Origin of the sequence: Pannonibacter carbonis (assembly GCF_003012935.1) — a bacterium.
Lineage (GTDB): Bacteria > Pseudomonadota > Alphaproteobacteria > Rhizobiales > Stappiaceae > Pannonibacter > Pannonibacter carbonis.
Genome location: NZ_PUDR01000011.1, coordinates 153,481 through 170,278, shown reverse-complemented (window position 1 = coordinate 170,278; position 16,798 = coordinate 153,481). Strand labels below are relative to the sequence as shown.

13 protein-coding genes are annotated in these 16,798 nt (G+C 64.6%); 11 read left to right on the top strand and 2 right to left on the bottom strand.

Going from position 1 to position 16,798, the window contains the following annotated elements:
- Nucleotides 1-12 precede the first annotated feature (12 nt).
- The 9 genes from C8348_RS16100 (at nucleotide 13) to cysG (ending at nucleotide 12,298) form a co-directional block, all read left to right on the top strand.
- Nucleotides 13-594 carry an ANTAR domain-containing response regulator gene (locus C8348_RS16100; RefSeq protein WP_106754382.1) on the top strand — a complete coding sequence of 194 codons (582 nt, stop codon included), beginning with the start codon at nucleotides 13-15 and terminating at the stop codon, nucleotides 592-594.
- Nucleotides 595-621: 27 nt separating this feature from the next.
- Nucleotides 622-1,884 carry a CmpA/NrtA family ABC transporter substrate-binding protein gene (locus C8348_RS16095; protein ID WP_106754381.1) on the top strand — a complete coding sequence of 421 codons (1,263 nt, stop codon included), beginning with the start codon at nucleotides 622-624 and terminating at the stop codon, nucleotides 1,882-1,884.
- Nucleotides 1,885-2,222: 338 nt separating this feature from the next.
- Nucleotides 2,223-3,515 carry a CmpA/NrtA family ABC transporter substrate-binding protein gene (locus C8348_RS16090; RefSeq protein ID WP_106754380.1) on the top strand — a complete coding sequence of 431 codons (1,293 nt, stop codon included), beginning with the start codon at nucleotides 2,223-2,225 and terminating at the stop codon, nucleotides 3,513-3,515.
- Nucleotides 3,516-3,677: 162 nt separating this feature from the next.
- Complete coding sequence (gene ntrB / locus C8348_RS16085; protein WP_425270829.1) at nucleotides 3,678-4,481, top strand: nitrate ABC transporter permease; 804 nt, start codon at nucleotides 3,678-3,680, stop codon at nucleotides 4,479-4,481.
- A 14-nt stretch (nucleotides 4,482-4,495) separates the two neighbouring features.
- Nucleotides 4,496-5,296: an ABC transporter ATP-binding protein gene (locus tag C8348_RS16080; protein WP_106754379.1), complete on the top strand. Its 801-nt coding sequence runs from the start codon at nucleotides 4,496-4,498 to the stop codon at nucleotides 5,294-5,296.
- Between the two features lie 5 nt (nucleotides 5,297-5,301).
- The gene (nirB, locus tag C8348_RS16075) at nucleotides 5,302-7,767 is read left to right on the top strand and encodes a nitrite reductase large subunit NirB (protein ID WP_106754378.1); all 2,466 of its coding nucleotides are present in this window, start codon (nucleotides 5,302-5,304) and stop codon (nucleotides 7,765-7,767) included.
- A 5-nt stretch (nucleotides 7,768-7,772) separates the two neighbouring features.
- Entirely contained in the window at nucleotides 7,773-8,114 is a 342-nt protein-coding gene (nirD, locus tag C8348_RS16070) for a nitrite reductase small subunit NirD (RefSeq protein ID WP_106754422.1), read from the top strand.
- Complete coding sequence (locus C8348_RS16065) at nucleotides 8,107-10,812, top strand: nitrate reductase (protein WP_106754377.1); 2,706 nt, start codon at nucleotides 8,107-8,109, stop codon at nucleotides 10,810-10,812. The genes nirD and C8348_RS16065 overlap by 8 nt, the downstream gene beginning before the upstream one ends.
- Entirely contained in the window at nucleotides 10,793-12,298 is a 1,506-nt protein-coding gene (gene cysG, locus C8348_RS16060) for a siroheme synthase CysG (protein ID WP_198647093.1), read from the top strand. The genes C8348_RS16065 and cysG overlap by 20 nt, the downstream gene beginning before the upstream one ends.
- A 25-nt stretch (nucleotides 12,299-12,323) precedes the next feature.
- Here cysG and C8348_RS16055 read toward each other — a convergent pair whose 3' ends face one another.
- Nucleotides 12,324-13,226 carry a LysR family transcriptional regulator gene (locus C8348_RS16055; protein WP_106754376.1) on the bottom strand — a complete coding sequence of 301 codons (903 nt, stop codon included), beginning with the start codon at nucleotides 13,224-13,226 and terminating at the stop codon, nucleotides 12,324-12,326.
- Nucleotides 13,227-13,512: 286 nt separating this feature from the next.
- Between C8348_RS16055 and C8348_RS16050 the strand changes: the two genes are divergently transcribed.
- Complete coding sequence (locus C8348_RS16050; RefSeq protein ID WP_198647092.1) at nucleotides 13,513-15,240, top strand: amidohydrolase family protein; 1,728 nt, start codon at nucleotides 13,513-13,515, stop codon at nucleotides 15,238-15,240.
- A gap of 235 nt (nucleotides 15,241-15,475) precedes the next feature.
- The gene (locus C8348_RS16045; RefSeq protein ID WP_106754375.1) at nucleotides 15,476-16,183 is read left to right on the top strand and encodes a YczE/YyaS/YitT family protein; all 708 of its coding nucleotides are present in this window, start codon (nucleotides 15,476-15,478) and stop codon (nucleotides 16,181-16,183) included.
- A 70-nt stretch (nucleotides 16,184-16,253) separates the two neighbouring features.
- On the opposite strand, the gene C8348_RS22165 is transcribed toward C8348_RS16045, so the two are convergent.
- Complete coding sequence (locus C8348_RS22165; protein WP_198647091.1) at nucleotides 16,254-16,790, bottom strand: tetratricopeptide repeat protein; 537 nt, start codon at nucleotides 16,788-16,790, stop codon at nucleotides 16,254-16,256.
- Nucleotides 16,791-16,798: the final 8 nt, after the last annotated feature.

Below are 16,798 nucleotides of genomic sequence, written 5' to 3'. Positions count from 1 at the left end.
GCATAATGAGGCATGGACGCTCTTACCGTACTCGTGATCGATGAGAACAAGATCCGCGCTGCGATCATCGAGCGCGGGCTGCGCGAGGCTGGGCACGAGCGGGTCATTCTTGTGACGACCATGGACGGTTTGCTGCGGCGCATTCTGGACATCGATCCGGATGTCATCGTCATTGATCTGGAAAACCCGAACCGCGACCAGCTCGAGCATTTGTTTCAGGTCTCCCGCGCGGCCCAGCGGCCAATCGCGATGTTTGTCGATCGCTCCGACAGCGGCATGCTGGAAGCGGCCGTCGATGCCGGGGTGTCTGCCTATGTGGTTGACGGGCTCAGGCAGGAGCGGGTGAAGCCGATCCTCGACATGGCAATTGCCCGGTTCAACGCCTTCGCCCGCCTTCAGCGGGAACTGGCCGATGCGCGTAACGCGCTTGAGGAACGCAAGGTCATCGAGCGAGCCAAGGGGATCTTGATGCAATCGCGCGGGCTGTCGGAGGCAGACGCCTTCGCCCTGCTGCGGCAAACCGCGATGAATGAAAAGAAGAAGATGGCGGATATCGCGCAAAGCGTTGTCACAGCGGCCAGCCTGCTGCTGTGAGCCGCCGCCGACAGGGAGCCTGAGGACATGAATGCAAGCCCCAAATCCCTTTCGAGCGTTCCGCGGGCCGTATCGCTTGGCCGGCGCGAGACGCGGTTGGTGCGGGCCGGCTTCATTCCGCTCGTCGATGCCTCGATCCTGATTGCAGCATCTGAGCTTGGCTTTGCCGCGCGTGAAGGACTGCAGCTTGATCTGGTGCGGGACGTTTCCTGGGCTAATGTCCGCGACCGGCTTGCCTTCCGGCAATTTGACGCCGCGCATATGCTGGCGCCGATGCCTGTGGCTGCCCAGCTGGGGCTTGGCTCCAATCCGGCACCGGTGGTCACGCCTTTCGCGCTCGGGCGAGGCGGCAACGCCATCACGCTGTCCGTCCGGATTTATGAGGGGATGCGCCAGGAGACAGGCCTGTCCGATACGGCTGATGCGCTGGCGTGTGCGAAGGCCTTCGCGGCACTGGTTGCCAGCCGTAAGGAAGCAGGACTATCGCCACTCACCCTGGGCGTGACCTATCCGTTTTCCTCGCATAACTACGAGTTCCGCTACTGGCTTGCCGCCGGCGGTGTTGATCCGGATCGCGACGTCCGGCTGATCGTGGTCCCGCCGCCGATGACCACGGATGCACTGGAAGCCGGGGCGATTGACGGCTTCTGTGTTGGCGCTCCCTGGAACATGATGGCCTGCGAGCGCGGCGTCGGGCGTATTGTGGCGGCGAAGCAGGATATCTGGCCGCTCGCTCCGGAAAAGGTCATCGGTCTGCGTCCGGATTACATCGAAGCCAACGAGGACACGGTCTTGCGGCTGGTGCAAGCGCTCGACCGGTCCGCCCGCTGGTGTGCGGACCCGGAGCATCACGACGACCTTGCCCGGATCCTGGCGCTGCCGCAGCATCTGGCGGCGCCAGTCGCGATCCTGCGCCGGGTGCTGGCCGGTGAATTCTGCCTCGATGGCAAAGGCACATTGCGCCGGATCGAGGGCTACTTCCGGTTTCATGGGGAAGGAGCAAATCGCCCGAACCCAGGCCAGGTGCTCTGGATCTACAGCCAGATGATCCGCTGGGGCCAGGTGGCCCATTCCGCCGCCGGTGAAGCGCTGGCCGTTTCCGCCTGCCGCAGCGATCTCTACGACACGGCGCTGGGCCCGGACGCTGAACAGGAGCTGGATCCTGCCCTTTTTGCGGCAACCCGCTTCATGGACGATCTGGTGTTCGATCCGGCGAATGTCATGGCGCATGTCGAGGCTGCAGCCATCCGCCAGCAAGGCCACATCATTGCCGGTGCGCCGAGCGAATAGGCGGCCTCGTTCTTGTGCAGTTGAATTGTTGCGATGCAGTATCTGCACAATATTCAACCCTTGGCCTTCACTGCATTCCACTCGGCAATATGGGAGAGGATCGTGAAAACCCTTTCAATTCATGAATTTGCTGCAGTTCGGCCAAACTGGCACGCCTGTTGCAAGGTCTAGGATAACTCCGGTCAACGAGGATCGGGGAAAACGGGGGCGGGGAACGCTCCCACCAATGACACCGACGTCGCTTGGTTTGCTGCCGAACACCGCAAGGAGGTTTGGCGCAGTCACCGGGCGGCGTTTTTTGTTTTCCAGAGACCAGTTGCTTCCAGAGGGACTCGATCATGACGACAGGTTCAGGAACCCGGTTTACCCGCCGCGGATTGCTCAAGACATCGGCCGCCGCTGCCCTGATCGCCGCAGTGCGCGCAAGCTTTCCGTCCGGCGCCTTTGCTGCCGGGGCAGGTCCCGAAGTGACCGGTCTCAAGCTGGGCTTCATCGCCCTGACGGATGCCGCGCCGCTTATTATCGCCAAGGAAAGGGGCATCTTCGCCAAATACGGACTGCCGGACGTCGAGGTGCTGAAGCAGGCCTCCTGGGGCGCGACACGGGACAACATCGTTCTGGGCGGCGCTGCCAATGGCATTGACGGGGCGCATATCCTGACGCCGATGCCCTATCTCATGCACACCGGCAAGGTGACGCAGAACAACGTGCCGGTTCCGATGGCGATCCTCGCGCGGCTCAACCTCGACAGCCAGGGCATCTCGGTTGCGAAGGAATATGCAGGGTCCGGTGTTGGCCTCGATGCGGGGCCGCTGCGGGAGATTTTTGCCGCCAAGAAGGCCGCCGGCGGCGAGGTCAAGGTTGCGATGACATTCCCCGGCGGGACGCATGACCTCTGGCTGCGGTACTGGCTCGCCGCCGGTGGCATCGATCCCGACAAGGACGTCTCGACCATCGTCGTGCCGCCGCCGCAGATGGTCGCCAACATGAAGGTCGGCACCATGGATGCTTTCTGTGTCGGCGAACCGTGGAACGAGCAGCTGGTCAACCAGGGCATCGGCTTCACAGCCTGCACCACGGGTGAACTGTGGAAGGGGCACCCGGAAAAGGCGCTTGGCGTCAGGGCCGACTGGGTCGAGGCCAACCCCAATGCCGCCAAGGCCCTGCTGATGTCGGTGATGGAAGCTCAGATCTGGGCTGACAGCATGGAAAACAAGGAGGAAATGGCCGAGATCCTCGGCAAGCGCCAGTGGTTCAACGTTCCGGCCAAGGATGTGCTCGGTCGTCTCAAGGGGACGATCAATTACGGCAACGGCAAGGTGGTCGAGAACTCCGGCCTTGAGATGAAATTCTGGCAGGGCGCGGCGTCCTATCCCTTCAAGAGCCACGACACCTGGTTCCTTGCCGAGAACATCCGCTGGGGCAAGTTTGCGCCGGACACGGATCTGAAGGCCCTCGTCAATGCGGTCAACCGCGAGGACATCTGGCGCATGGCGGCAGCCGAACTGGGTGTCGCAGACATTCCGGCCGGCGTCTCGCGTGGCAAGGAAGTCTTCTTCGACGGCAAGGTCTTTGATCCGGAAGATCCGGCGGCCTATCTCGCCAGCCTCGCGATCAGCCGTCTTGCCTGAGCCGATCCTCATGCCGGGCGACACTGTCGCCCGGTATCCTGAAGTCCGAAGGAGATCGGCATGTCTGTCGCAAAACTCAACCAAGTCTCTGCAACGTCGCCGGTCAGGTCCGGCACCCCGGCCCGTATTCTTGCCTTCATGCCACGCCGCCCTTCGCAAGGGATGGTTGCCGAAGCTGGCCGCATTTTGCGGGGTGTGATCACGGACCTGTTGCCGCCGCTGATCACGACGCTGGTTCTTCTGGCGATCTGGGAAGTGCTGTGTTCCAGCCCGACCGCCCCGCTGCCGCCGCCGTCGCGTGTCCTTGTCGATAGCTGGCAGATCATCGTTGATCCGTTCTACCGGGGGCAGGGCACCGACCAGGGCATGTTCTGGCAGATCCTGGCCTCGCTGCAGCGTGTGGCGGTTGGCTACACGCTCGCGGCCATCGCCGGCATTGCCCTGGGTGTGCTCCTCGGGCAGAGCCAATGGGCCATGCGCGGCCTTGATCCCATCTTTCAGGTCTTGCGCACCGTGCCGCCGCTGGCCTGGTTACCGCTGTCACTGGCTGCCTTCCAGGACGGGGCACCCTCGGCGATCTTCGTCATTTTCATCACCGCCATCTGGCCGGTAATCATCAACACCGCCGCCGGCGTGCGCAACATCCCGCAGGATTATCGTAATGTCGCGCGCGTGCTGCGCCTCGGCGGTCTGGAGTATTTCGCCCGGATCATGCTGCCGGCGGCGGCCCCTTACATCTTCACCGGCCTCAGGATCGGTGTCGGCCTGTCGTGGCTGGCCATCGTCGCGGCCGAAATGCTGATCGGCGGCGTCGGCATTGGCTTCTTCATCTGGGATGCTTGGAACTCGTCGCTGATCAGCGACATCATCGTCGCGCTGGTCTACGTCGGCGTCGTCGGCTTTTTCCTCGACCGTCTCATTGCCCTCGCCGGACGCCTCGTCACGCGCGGCACGGCTACGGCCTGACCGGAGGATTGACCATGGCTCAGCAGTATCTCGCCCTCGAATTCATCGACAAGTCCTTCGAGCGCGGCGGCAGCCGCACGGAGGTCCTCTCGCAGGTTTCACTTGGCGTTGCAAAAGGGGATTTCATCTCCATCATCGGCCATTCCGGCTGTGGCAAGTCGACCCTGCTCAACATCATCGCCGGGCTGACGCCGGCAACCTCTGGCGTTGTCTTCCTTGAGGGGCAGACGGTGGAGGCACCTGGTCCGGACCGGGCGGTGGTGTTCCAGAACCACAGCCTGCTGCCCTGGCTCACCGTCTACGAGAACGTGGCACTGGCTGTCGGCAAGGTGTTTCGGGGCCGGAAGTCCCGCGCCGAGCAGCACGACTGGATCCTGCACAATCTCGATCTCGTGCAGATGGTTCATGCCAGCGACAAGCGGCCGGGAGAGATTTCGGGCGGTATGAAGCAGCGCGTCGGCATCGCCCGGGCCCTCGCCATGGAACCGAAGGTGTTGCTGCTGGACGAGCCCTTCGGCGCGCTGGATGCACTGACCCGGGCGCATCTGCAGGATGCGGTGATGGAGATCCATGCCCGGCTCGGCAACACGATGATCATGATCACTCATGACGTGGACGAGGCGGTGCTCCTGTCCGACCGCATCGTGATGATGACCAATGGCCCTGCCGCCCGCATCGGCGAAGTTCTGGACGTGCCGATTGCCCGTCCGCGCAACCGCATCGAGCTGGCCGGTGACCGCACCTATCTCAAGTGCCGCGAGGCCGTCCTGAAATTCCTCTACGAGCGGCATCGCTTCGTGGAAGCGGCGGAGTGATCCCGATGCGCCAGAAACTCGTCATCATCGGCAATGGCATGGCCCCGGGGCGGATGCTGGAGCATCTCCTCGAGCTTGCGCCCGATCTTTATGAGATCACCATTTTTAACGCCGAACCGCGCGTCAACTACGACCGGATCATGCTGTCGCCGGTCCTCTCGGGCGAGAAGACCTTTGAGGATATCGTGATCCACGGCGATGGCTGGTACATCCGCAACGGCATTACCCTCTACAAGGGGCACCGGATTACCGCCATCGACCGCGCGGCCTGCACCGTCACCTCCGATCAGGGGGCAACGGCCGCCTATGATCGGCTGATCATCGCCACAGGGTCTGTACCGTTCATCCTGCCCGTGCCGGGCGCGGACCTGAAAGGTGTCATCACCTACCGCGATCTCGATGATGTCGATGCCATGCTCCTGGCGGCGCAGTCGCGCGCGACCGCTGTCGTCATCGGCGGCGGATTGCTGGGGCTGGAGGCTGCCGCCGGGCTGAAGGCGCGCGGCATGGATGTGACTGTCCTGCATGTCATGCCGAGCCTGATGGAACGCCAGCTCGATCCGGCCGCCGGATATCTCCTGCAGCGCTCGCTCGAGGCCCGGGGCATCAAGGTGATGACCCGGGCCAACACGCAGGCGCTGCTGCCGGATGCCCATGGCAAGGTCCGCGCTGTGGCCTTGCAGGATGGCACTGAAGTGCCCGCAACGTTGGTCGTCATGGCCGCCGGCATCCGTCCCAATGCGGCCCTCGGCCGTCTGGCCGGACTGGAGGTCAATCGCGGCATTGTCGTTGATGACCGTATGCGCAGCAGCGATCCGTCGATCTATTCGCTGGGCGAATGCGCGGAGGTCGGCGGGCAGGTCTATGGTCTGGTCGCCCCGCTGTACGAAATGGCACGGGTACTGGCGGCGGAACTCGCCTGCGAGGTGACCGGTGCGCAGCCCGCTCCCTTCGTGCACCAGGACACACCGACGAAGCTGAAGGTCACCGGGATCGATCTTTTCTCGGTCGGCGACTTTGCCGATGGCGATGACCGGGAAGAAATCGTCCTGCGCGATGCCAGCGCCGGCATCTACAAGCGCCTGATCCTGAAGGACAACCGGATCATCGGCTCGGTCCTGTTCGGGGACACCGGCGACGCGGCCTGGTTCACGGACCTGAAGAAGAAGGCGACGGATGTTACGGACCTGCGCGACACCTTGATCTTCGGCCAGGCTTATCAGGGAGGGGCCGCGCTGGACCCTACGGCGGCCGTTGCAGCGTTGGCGGATGATGCGGAAGTCTGCGGCTGCAACGGCGTGTGCAAGGGGACCATCGTCTCGGCCATCACCGCCAGGGGCCTGACCACGCTGGAGGAGGTCAGGGCGCATACCAAGGCGTCGGCCTCCTGCGGCAGCTGCACGGGCCTTGTCGAGAAGGTGATGCAGCTGACCCTCGGTGACCGGTTCCAGGCGCAGGCCGTGAAGCCGATGTGCGGCTGCACCACGCACAGCCATGATGACGTGCGGCGGCTGATCAAGGCCAGGCAGCTGAAGTCGATCCCCGCCGTCATGCAGGAGCTTGGCTGGTCCTCCTCCGGCGGCTGCGCCAAGTGCCGGCCGGCGCTGAACTATTATCTCGTGGCCGACTGGCCGGGCGAGTACGAGGACGACTATCAGTCGCGCTTCATCAACGAGCGCGTCCACGCCAACATCCAGAAGGATGGCACCTATTCCGTCGTGCCGCGCATGTGGGGCGGCATGACCTCGGCTGCGGAACTGCGCGCCATTGCCGATGTGGTCGACAAGTTCGAGATCCCGGCGGTCAAGGTCACCGGCGGCCAGCGTATCGACATGCTCGGCGTCAAGAAGGAGGACCTGCCCGCCGTCTGGGAGGATCTGGGCAAGGCCGGTTTCGTCTCGGGCCACGCCTATGCCAAGGGCCTGCGCACCGTGAAGACCTGTGTCGGGTCCGACTGGTGCCGCTTCGGTACGCAGGATTCCACCGGTCTTGGCATCCGGCTGGAAAAGTTCCTCTGGGGTTCGTGGACCCCGGCCAAGGTGAAGCTCGCCGTTTCCGGGTGTCCGCGCAATTGCGCCGAGGCCACCTGCAAGGACGTCGGCGTCATCTGCGTCGACAGTGGTTTTGAGATCCACTTCGCCGGTGCGGCCGGACTGGACATCAAGGGCACCGACGTTCTGGGCCTTGTCCCTAGCGAGGATGAGGCGCTGGAGACCATCACGGCGCTGATCCAGATGTACCGCGAGCAGGGCCACTATCTGGAGCGCATCTACAAGTGGGCCAAGCGCATCGGCCATGACGAGGTGCGCCGCCAGATCATGGACGATCGCGACCGCCGCCGCGCCTATTTCGAGCGCTTTGTCCAGTCGCAGGCCTTCGCACAGACCGACCCCTGGTCCGAGCGTGTCTCGGGCAAGGACAAGCATGAATTCCGGCCGATGGCCGTGCTGGGACTGGAGGCGGCCGAATGAACGCGATGACCAGGGACTGGATCGAGATCGGCCTCCTCACCGACATCCCGAAGGAGGGCGCCCGCGTCGTCAAGACGCCAGCGGGATGCGTCGCCCTGTTCCGCACCGGCGAGGACGAGGTTTTCGCGCTCGACGACCGGTGCCCGCACAAGGGCGGGCCGCTCAGCCAGGGCATCGTCCACGGCCGCTTCGTCACCTGTCCGTTGCACAACTGGGTGTTCGATCTGGCGACAGGTCTCGCCCAGGGTGCCGACGAGGGGGGCGTGGCCACCACACCGGCGCGAGTCGAGGGCGGCCGTGTCTACCTTGCCCGGTCGGTGCTGGCCCGGAGAGTGGCCGATGACTGAAACGGTGACGCGCACCACCTGTCCCTATTGCGGCGTCGGCTGCGGTGTCCTTGCCACCCGCCAGGCGGATGGCACGGTCCGCGTCGCCGGCGACCCGTCGCATCCGGCCAATTTCGGACGGCTCTGCTCCAAGGGCTTGGCGCTTGCCGAAACCCTGTCGCTGGATGGACGCCTGCTCTATCCGGAGATCGGCGGCCGCCGTGCCAGCTGGGACATGGCGCTGGATGTGGTGGCGCGGCGCCTCGCCGAGACCGTGGCGCAGTATGGGCCGGACAGCATCGCGCTCTACGGCTCCGGCCAGCTGCTTACTGAGGATTACTATGTCGCCAACAAGTTGATGAAGGGCTTCATCGGTACGGCCAACATCGACACCAATTCGCGCCTCTGCATGGCGTCATCGGTTGCCGGCCACCGGCGCGGTTTCGGCTCCGACACGGTGCCTGGGTGTTACGAGGATCTGGAACTGGCCGATCTGGTCGTGCTGGTGGGGTCCAATCTGGCGTGGTGCCATCCGGTGCTGTTTCAGCGGCTGGAGGCGGCCCGGGCGGAGCGCCCGAACCTGCGCATTGTCACCATCGACCCGCGCCGCACCGCCACCAGCGAGATCGCCGACCTGCATCTCGGTTTGCGGCCCGACGGGGATGTGGCGCTGTTCGCCGGCCTGCTGCGCTATCTTGCCGAAGCCGGGCGGCTGGATGAGGCCTATCTGGCCCGGCACACCGGCGGGGCTGAAGCTGCCCTTGCGGCGGCGTCGGCCTGTGACATCGCCGCCGTCGCCGCCGCTTCCGGTCTTGCCGCCGCCGATGTCGGCCGCTTCTACGAGCTGTTTGCCCGGACGGAAAAGGTCGTGACCGTCTACAGCCAGGGCGTCAACCAGTCCGTCTGCGGCACGGACAAGGTCAACGCCATCCTGAATGTTCATCTCGCCACAGGCCGGATCGGGCGGCCGGGCATGGGGCCGTTTTCCGTCACCGGCCAGCCCAATGCGATGGGCGGGCGCGAGGTTGGCGGCATGGCCAACATGCTGGCCGCCCATATGGATCTCGACAACCCGGCGCATCGGGACATCGTGCAGGCCGTCTGGGCCACGCCGCGCCTTGCGGCCAGTCCGGGCTTGAAGGCGGTCGACCTGTTCGAGGCCATTCATGCCGGCCGGATCAAGGCGGTCTGGATCATGGGCACCAACCCTGTCGACAGCCTGCCGGACGCCGACAGGGTGGCCGAGGCGCTCGGCCGCTGTCCCTTCGTTGTCGTGTCCGATGTCATCCGCGCCACCGACACCGCCCGTTATGCCCATGTGCTGCTGCCTGCGGCGGCCTGGGGCGAAAAGGATGGCACGGTGACCAATTCCGAACGGCGCATTTCGCGCCAGCGTGCCTTCTTGCCGCTTCCGGGCGAGGCGCGGCCCGACTGGGCGATCCTGTCTGCAGTCGCCCGGCGCATGGGGCACAGTGCTGGCTTTGCCTATGACGGCCCGGCAGCCATCTTCGCCGAGCATGCCCGGCTGTCCGGCACCGGCAACCATGGCAGCCGGGATTTCGACATCAGCGCCCATGCCGGCATTTCGGCCGAGGCCTATGATGCCCTTGCCCCTTTCCTCTGGCCGCAGCCTGCGGGGACAACCAGCGTGCCGGCGCAGGGCGGGCGCCTGTTCGCAAACGGCGGCTTCTTCACGACCGACGGCCGGGCGCGGCTTGTGACGGTGACGCCGCCAGTCCCGGCGGTGGTCGGCGGGGGCAGCCTCATTCTCAACACCGGGCGCATCCGCGACCAGTGGCACACCATGACCCGGACCGGCCGCACCGGGCGGCTGTTCGCGCATATCGCCGAGCCGTTTGCCGAGATCCATCCCGATGATGCGCAGGCGCGGGGGATCGCGGCGGCGGACCTCGTGGTGCTGGACAACGCACAGGGCGAGGCTGTCCTGCGCGCGGTCGTGACCGACCGGGTGCGCCCCGGCGAGGTCTTTGCTCCGATGCACTGGACCGGCCAGTTTTCCGCAAGGTCGCGCATCGACGTGCTCGTGTCGGCGGCAACCGATCCGCAGTCCGGTCAGCCGGGCCTGAAACGCAGCACGGTCGGCCTGCGCCGTCTGGAGGCACGCTGGTACGGCTTTGCGGTTCTCGCCGGGGTGCCCGCTCACCTGCCATTTGCCTATTGGGCCGTTGCGCCCCTTGGAACCGGCCGCCGCGACGATGGCCTGAGGCTGGAGTTCGCTGCGCTCGAGGACGCGGAACCCGAGGCGCTGGCCGCCGAGGTGTTGCAGCGCTGTGGCCATGGGACGGAGAGCCTCTCGTTCCAGTCGCGCGGCGATGGTCTTTACCGGGCGATGGCCTTCCTGGACGGGCGGCTCGTCGGTGCGGTGTTCCTGGCGCGCCAGCCAGTTGCCGTGTCGCGCAGCTGGGCCAGCGGCCTCATGGGCCTGGCCGCGCCGACGCCGGCCACCCGCTGGAAACTGCTGGCCGGCCGGCCGGGCGCTGACCAGCCGGACAAGGGCGCCATTGTTTGTTCGTGTTTTCAGGTCGGGGCCAACGAGATCCGCGGGGCTGTTGCCGCCGGGATCACGACCGTCTCCGGGATCGGTGCGCGCCTCGGTGCGGGCAGCAACTGCGGCTCGTGCCGGTCCGAAATTGCCCGGCTGATTGCCGATAGGATGGAACTGCAGGAGGAGGCCACGCATGTTGCCCGTTCAGCCTGAATTGCATGCTGCTGCGTCTCGCACACGCGTGGCCCGTATGGAACCTCTGGCCGTTCTCCCTGTCTTCCTGCCCCTCGCGGGGCGCAAGGTGGTTCTTGCCGGCGGCGGCGAGCCGGCGGCCTGGAAGGCCGAGCTGCTGCTGGCCACCGGGGCAGAGCTGCACCTGCTGGCCTCTGACCCTTGCCCGGATCTGGCCGACCTCATTGCAGATCCCGCGCTGGCGCCGCGCATCCGTCATTCTGCAAGGCACTGGACGCCCGCCGATCTGGCCGGGGCAGCACTGGCTGTGGCCGAGGTCGCGGAAGATGCGGAGGCCGCAGCCTTCGTGGCAGCTGCGCGGGCGGCCGGCGTTCCGGTCAACGTGATTGACCGGCCAGAGCATTGCCAGTTCCAGTTCGGCGGCATCGTCAACCGCTCGCCGCTGGTGGTGGGCATTTCCACCGACGGGGCCGCGCCCGTGCTGGGGCAGGCGGTGCGCCAGCGCATCGAGACGCTGCTGCCGCGCAGGCTGTCGGCCTGGGCCGGCTTTGCCGGGCGGATCCGGGGCCATGTCGCCGCCACGTTGGGACAGATACGTCAGCGCCGCCAGTTCTGGCAGCGCTTTTCCGACCTTGCCTTTGCCGCAACCTCTGCCCCGTCAGGGGAGGTCGAGGCAGACGCACCGGCCTTTGTCGCCCGTCTGGCTACCGGGACGACGACTATCGGCGAGGTGACACTGGTAGGGGCCGGGCCGGGCGATGCCGGGCTCTTGACGCTTGCCGCCATGCGAGCGCTGCAGGCGGCAGATGTGATTCTCTTCGATGACCTCGTCAGTGCCGAGGTGCTGGAACTCGCCCGGCGGGAAGCAAAGCGCCTTTTGGTCGGCAAGCGGGGCGGGCGAGAGAGCTGCGCGCAAGGTGACATCAACGACATGATGGTCTCGCTGGCCCGGCAGGGCCGCAAGGTGGTGCGGCTGAAGTCGGGGGACCCGATGGTCTTCGGCCGGGCGGGCGAAGAGATCGCCCGGCTGGAGGCGGAGGGCATTCCTGTGTATGTGGTGCCGGGCATCACCGCCGCCTCGGCCATGGCGGCGCGGCTCAAGGTTTCACTCACCCACCGCGATCACGCCCAGACGCTGCGCCTGATGACGGCCCATTCACGGTCCGGCGGCCTGCCCGGAACGCTGGATCTCAACGCGCTGTCGAGCGAGGCGGCGACCACGGTTTTCTACATGGGCCGACGCATGGCCGACAGCCTCCGGACGCGGCTGCTGGCCGAAGGCGTCCGCCCGGATCTGCCGGTCGTTGCCCATGCCAACGTCAGCCGGCCTGACGAGCGGATCTGGACCGGACGGCTGGCGGATCTGACCAGTGAAACGATGGCCGCCTTTGGTGACGCGCCGGTGCTGATCGGTCTTGGATCGGTGTTTGAGGATGCTCTCAGACGTGAGAAACCTGTAAACCGAAGCTTGGCTTTCGCCTCATCGGATATCGCCGCCGCTGGGTGATCTTTTTGAGGAGTTGATCCCTTGATCACTCTGCAGAGCCCTTCAGGCTGCGCAGCAACTCGTCCGCGAACATCTGCACCGCCAGGCCCCGGCTGCGCCGGTCGCGCTGGACAAGGGTCAGCACATTCTGTCCGAAAGGCCGGTCGCGGATCGGCAAATAGGTCAAAACGCCCGCGCGCAGTTCCTCGGCGACATCGAACTTGCTGAGGAACGCGATGCTGTCCCCCGTCGCAGCGAGATGCTTCATCGCCTCAATCGAGTTGGTCAGGAATGTCGGTTCGGCCTGCAGATCAGCCGCCGCGAAAGTCTCGGCAACGAGATCGTGCATCACCATGGACCGGTCGGGGAAGATGAGCGGATAGGGCAGGCATGAGGCGAGCGAAATGCTGTCCATGTCCGACAGGGGATGGGCCGAGGAGACCACCGCGCCGAGCCTTGCATCGACCGAGCCAAGGCAGTCAAGCTGCGCCAGGCGGGGCAGGTTGAAGGCAAGGCCGAGATCGGCTTCGCCGGCTTCCACAGCACCGACGATATCCCGCAGGAACATCACCTTGATGCTGATGCGAATGCGTGGATGACGGGCGCAGAAGAGCGCGGCAGCCTTGGGCACGATGCCGCCGGCAAGGCCGTTCATCGTGGCAACAATCACTTCGCCGCCCTGAAGCGCTTTCAAATCACGGATTTCCGCCTCGACCTGGCTGTATTCCCGCATGGTCCGGCGCACATGGGCCAGCAGGATCTCGCCGGCCGGTGTAAGCCGCAGGCCGCGCGGGAGGCGTTCGAACAGCGGCTCGCCAATGGCCTCTTCCAGCTGCAGCACGTGTTTGTTGATGGCTGATGCCGCAACGTTCAGGCGTTCGCCCGCGGCCCGGATCGAGCCGGAGCGGGCAACTTCATCAATATAGCGCAGCACGCGGGAATGCAGCATCGCAGGTTTGCCTTCGATTAAGCGTTCGTAAAAAGAGAACGTAACGCGCAATAAATACTGCTTTTCGGAAGCGGTGCAATGCCGTCTTATGACCCAGACGGCGCGCCGGGGAAGGGCAGGCGCCGCACGGGGAGGAACTTCAGCACACTGGGCGAGCCATGTCTTCTGCGTCTGTCGCGGAAGCAGGCTGCTGCAAGGCGGCGACGCAAAGGGCGTCTCCGGCTGCGCGCTCATGCCCTGCTGCCAGATGGTTCCTCCTCAAAGGACAACACCAAGGAGGCACGCCGTGAACGCTCTCGAAGCCACGCACTATGACAAGGTCCGCAACATCTTCGACATCCTGCATGGCAAGGCGGAGGCGGATCTTCTGCTGAAGAACCTCAACATCCTCGATGTCCATGGCGAGACGGTCTACCAGGGTTCGATCCTGGTTCATGACAAGCGCATCATCGCGCTGTCGCCGGACGAGAGCATCCTCAAGGTGCGCGAGGTCTTCGACGGCAAGGGGCTTTATGCAATTCCCGGCCTGATCGATGCGCATATCCACTTCGAGTCGCAGCTTGCCCATCCGACGGCGCTGGCCGAGGCGATGGTGCCCTGTGGCACCACGACCATCTACGCCGAATGCCTCGACCTCTTGAGCGCGGCCGGTGAGGAAGGCGTTGAAGCAGCGACGGCACTGTTCAAGGATTATGACAAGCTGCCCTACCGCCTGTTCGCATTCGCTCCGGGCAAGAAGACGGCAGCCCATGTCACCCAGGCGGTGCTGCAGATGGAACCGGTGATCGGTCTCGGCGAGTTCGAGCACTTCACTTATTCCTCCGGCAACGACGATGACTTCCGCAAGGCTGCCTGGGTGCGGGCCAAGGGCGGTTTCATGAACGGCCACTGGGGTGTCACCGCCCTGTCCGAGATGGTGCTGAACTACCTGCCGGCAATCGGCGTCTCGAACAACCACGACGTCTGGAACGAGGACGACATCGAGAAGTCGATCCGCTACGGCTTCCCGACCCACATCAAGTTCGGCGTCGGCTCCGCAGAAGTGATCAAGGTGCTGCTGCGCGCCATCGTCGACCGCAAGTGGCCGACGGACAACTTCATGCTCTGCACCGACAACATTTCGGTCGAGCGGCTGCTGAAGTCGGGCCACATGGACTGGATCATTGGGGTCTGCGCCGACATGGGCATCAACCCGATCCATGCCATCAAGATGGCCACCTACAACACCGCCCGCTCCTTCCACATGGAAGACCAGATCGGCTCGCTGACGCCCGGCAAGTTCGCTGACATCGTGCTCACCGACAGCCTGTCGCGCATCAACCCGCTCTACGTGTTCAAGGACGGCGAGCTGGTCGCGAAGGACCGCAAGCTGCTGAAGAATGCCGAGATCGACTACTCGGGCATGTGCAAGGACGGAGTGCCCGGTCTTGCCTCGCTCGAAGCCAGCCAGCTCGACATCGTGCCGCTGGAGATCTCGGCCGATGGTACGCAGGCCAAGGTCTATCTCTTCGACGTCTATGGCCGTGGTCACGCCAAGTTCTATCAGGAAGTCTGGGTGCCCTATCGCGACGGCAAGGTCGTGCCGGAGCTGGACGGTGTGCGCTACAGCCGCATTTCCGTTGTGCAGCGCTATCCCAAGGCGGACCGTCATGTTGTCAACGGCCTGTTCAAGGGTGTCTCGATCGACAGCGGGGCCGTTGCCACGTTCTGGCCGGCACCCAAGCCCTATTTCGTTGCCATCGGCAACGACAGCGCAGAGATGTGCCATTGCCTGAAGCAGGTGGATGGCTACTCGGGTGCTTGCGTGGTCACCGAAAACCTGCAGCAGAAAGCTGTCATGCCGCTCGAGATCTACGGCGTCATGGCCAACATGACGGTCGCTGAACTGACAGCTGCCGCCAGCTCCATCGATGCGGCGCTGGAAGCGCTCGGCAACCGCAACGAGGGCGAGCCGGTCGTCAACAAGCTGCTCAGCCTGTTCATCTCGCTGCACCGCTTCCGCTTCATGGTTTGAGCCGGCCTGAAGCGGACAGGGATGCGTCCGGCCGGGCCGATGCCGGCCGGACGTGTCCGCAAACAGTTCACCGACTGCTTTTCAAGAGGAATTCCAGCGGGACGCACAGTGCCTGCTGGCGAAGCGGCGCCCAGCACGGCATCAGAGGACTGCGGCAAGCAGGCCAGCCAGGCGCCAGGATCAAACGGAGGAACCGGCCCCCGACGGGGGAGGCCGGGTGGAACGGGAGGAAGGAATGGCACAGAAACCTGGAGAGGCAGACATCCTCGACACCGGCAGCCTGACCCGGCGCTGGATCATGTATGTCGTCGGGATCTACATCCTGACATTCGGCGTGAGCCTCGCGATCCGCGCGGGCATCGGCATCTCGCCGCAGTCGAGCCTGACGCGCACCATGACGCTGGTGTTTCCGCCGCTGACGCAGGGCACCTACAATTTCATCCTTGAGCTGATCATGCTGGCGCTGACCTATCTGGTCATGCCGAAGGACTTCAAGATCACGGCGTTCTTCTCGCTGGTGCCTGCCTTCGTGCTGGCGGTGTTCCTCGATCTGAACTTGATGCTGACCGAATTCATCAAGCTGGAGCTCTATCAGGCCAAGGTGGCACTGCTGGTGTTCGCCGATGCGGCTCTGGCGTTCGGTCTGTTCCTGATGATCATTGCCAATCTGGTGCTGATGCCGGTGGACATGTTCGTCAACACCATCTGCAAGCGCACCGGCTGGAAGTGGGGCAACATCAAGACCGGCTTCGACTGCACCCTGCTGCTGACCTCGGCCTGCATCGGCCTCGCGTTCCTGGGCGAAGTGAAGTTCATCCGCGAAGGCACGATCATCAACGCGATCCTGATCGGCCAGTACATCCGGCTCTACTTCTTCATCTATCGGCGTTTCAAGGCCTCCAAGGCTGTTGCAGCCGAAACCGTCCCGGTCACAACGAACTGACCGGCCCCATCCGATCACGAAACCAAAAGGGAGGGCACCGCCGGTGCTCTCCCTTGATCGTTCTGCCGTGTCAGCCGCCGGCCGTCGCAACGGTCTCCGACAGCGACTGGTAGGTGTCGCAAGTGGTGCCGCAGCGTGCCGCGATTTCGGCGAGCTGTGCCTTTGCGCCAGCCAGGTCGCCCATCTCCACCAGCGCTTCGCCCATGTACTCGCGCACCAGGACATAGTCCGGATCGATGCGCAGCGCTTCGCGGTAATAGCCAAGACCGACGAGAACCCGGCCGAGCTTACGGTTGGCGTAGCCGAGATAGTTCAGGACGCGTTTGTCGTCCTTGTCATCGGCCAGCGACAGGATGATGATCGCTTCCTCGTACCGTCCGGCCAGCGCCAGGTCGCGGCCAGCTTCATAGACGGAATCCTGATCCAGACCCGACTGTGCCTTGATGCACTTGCCGGTCTTCTTGTCCCAGATCTCGCCCTTCTTGCAGTTCTGCACGGTCGGGCTCGGCTCGCTGCCGCCGCCGCTGTCACCGGCCGCCATTGCAAGGCCGGAGCCTGCCAGGACCAGCCCGAGCCCGCCCACCATCGCCATCGCTATCGCTCGCATTCTTCTGC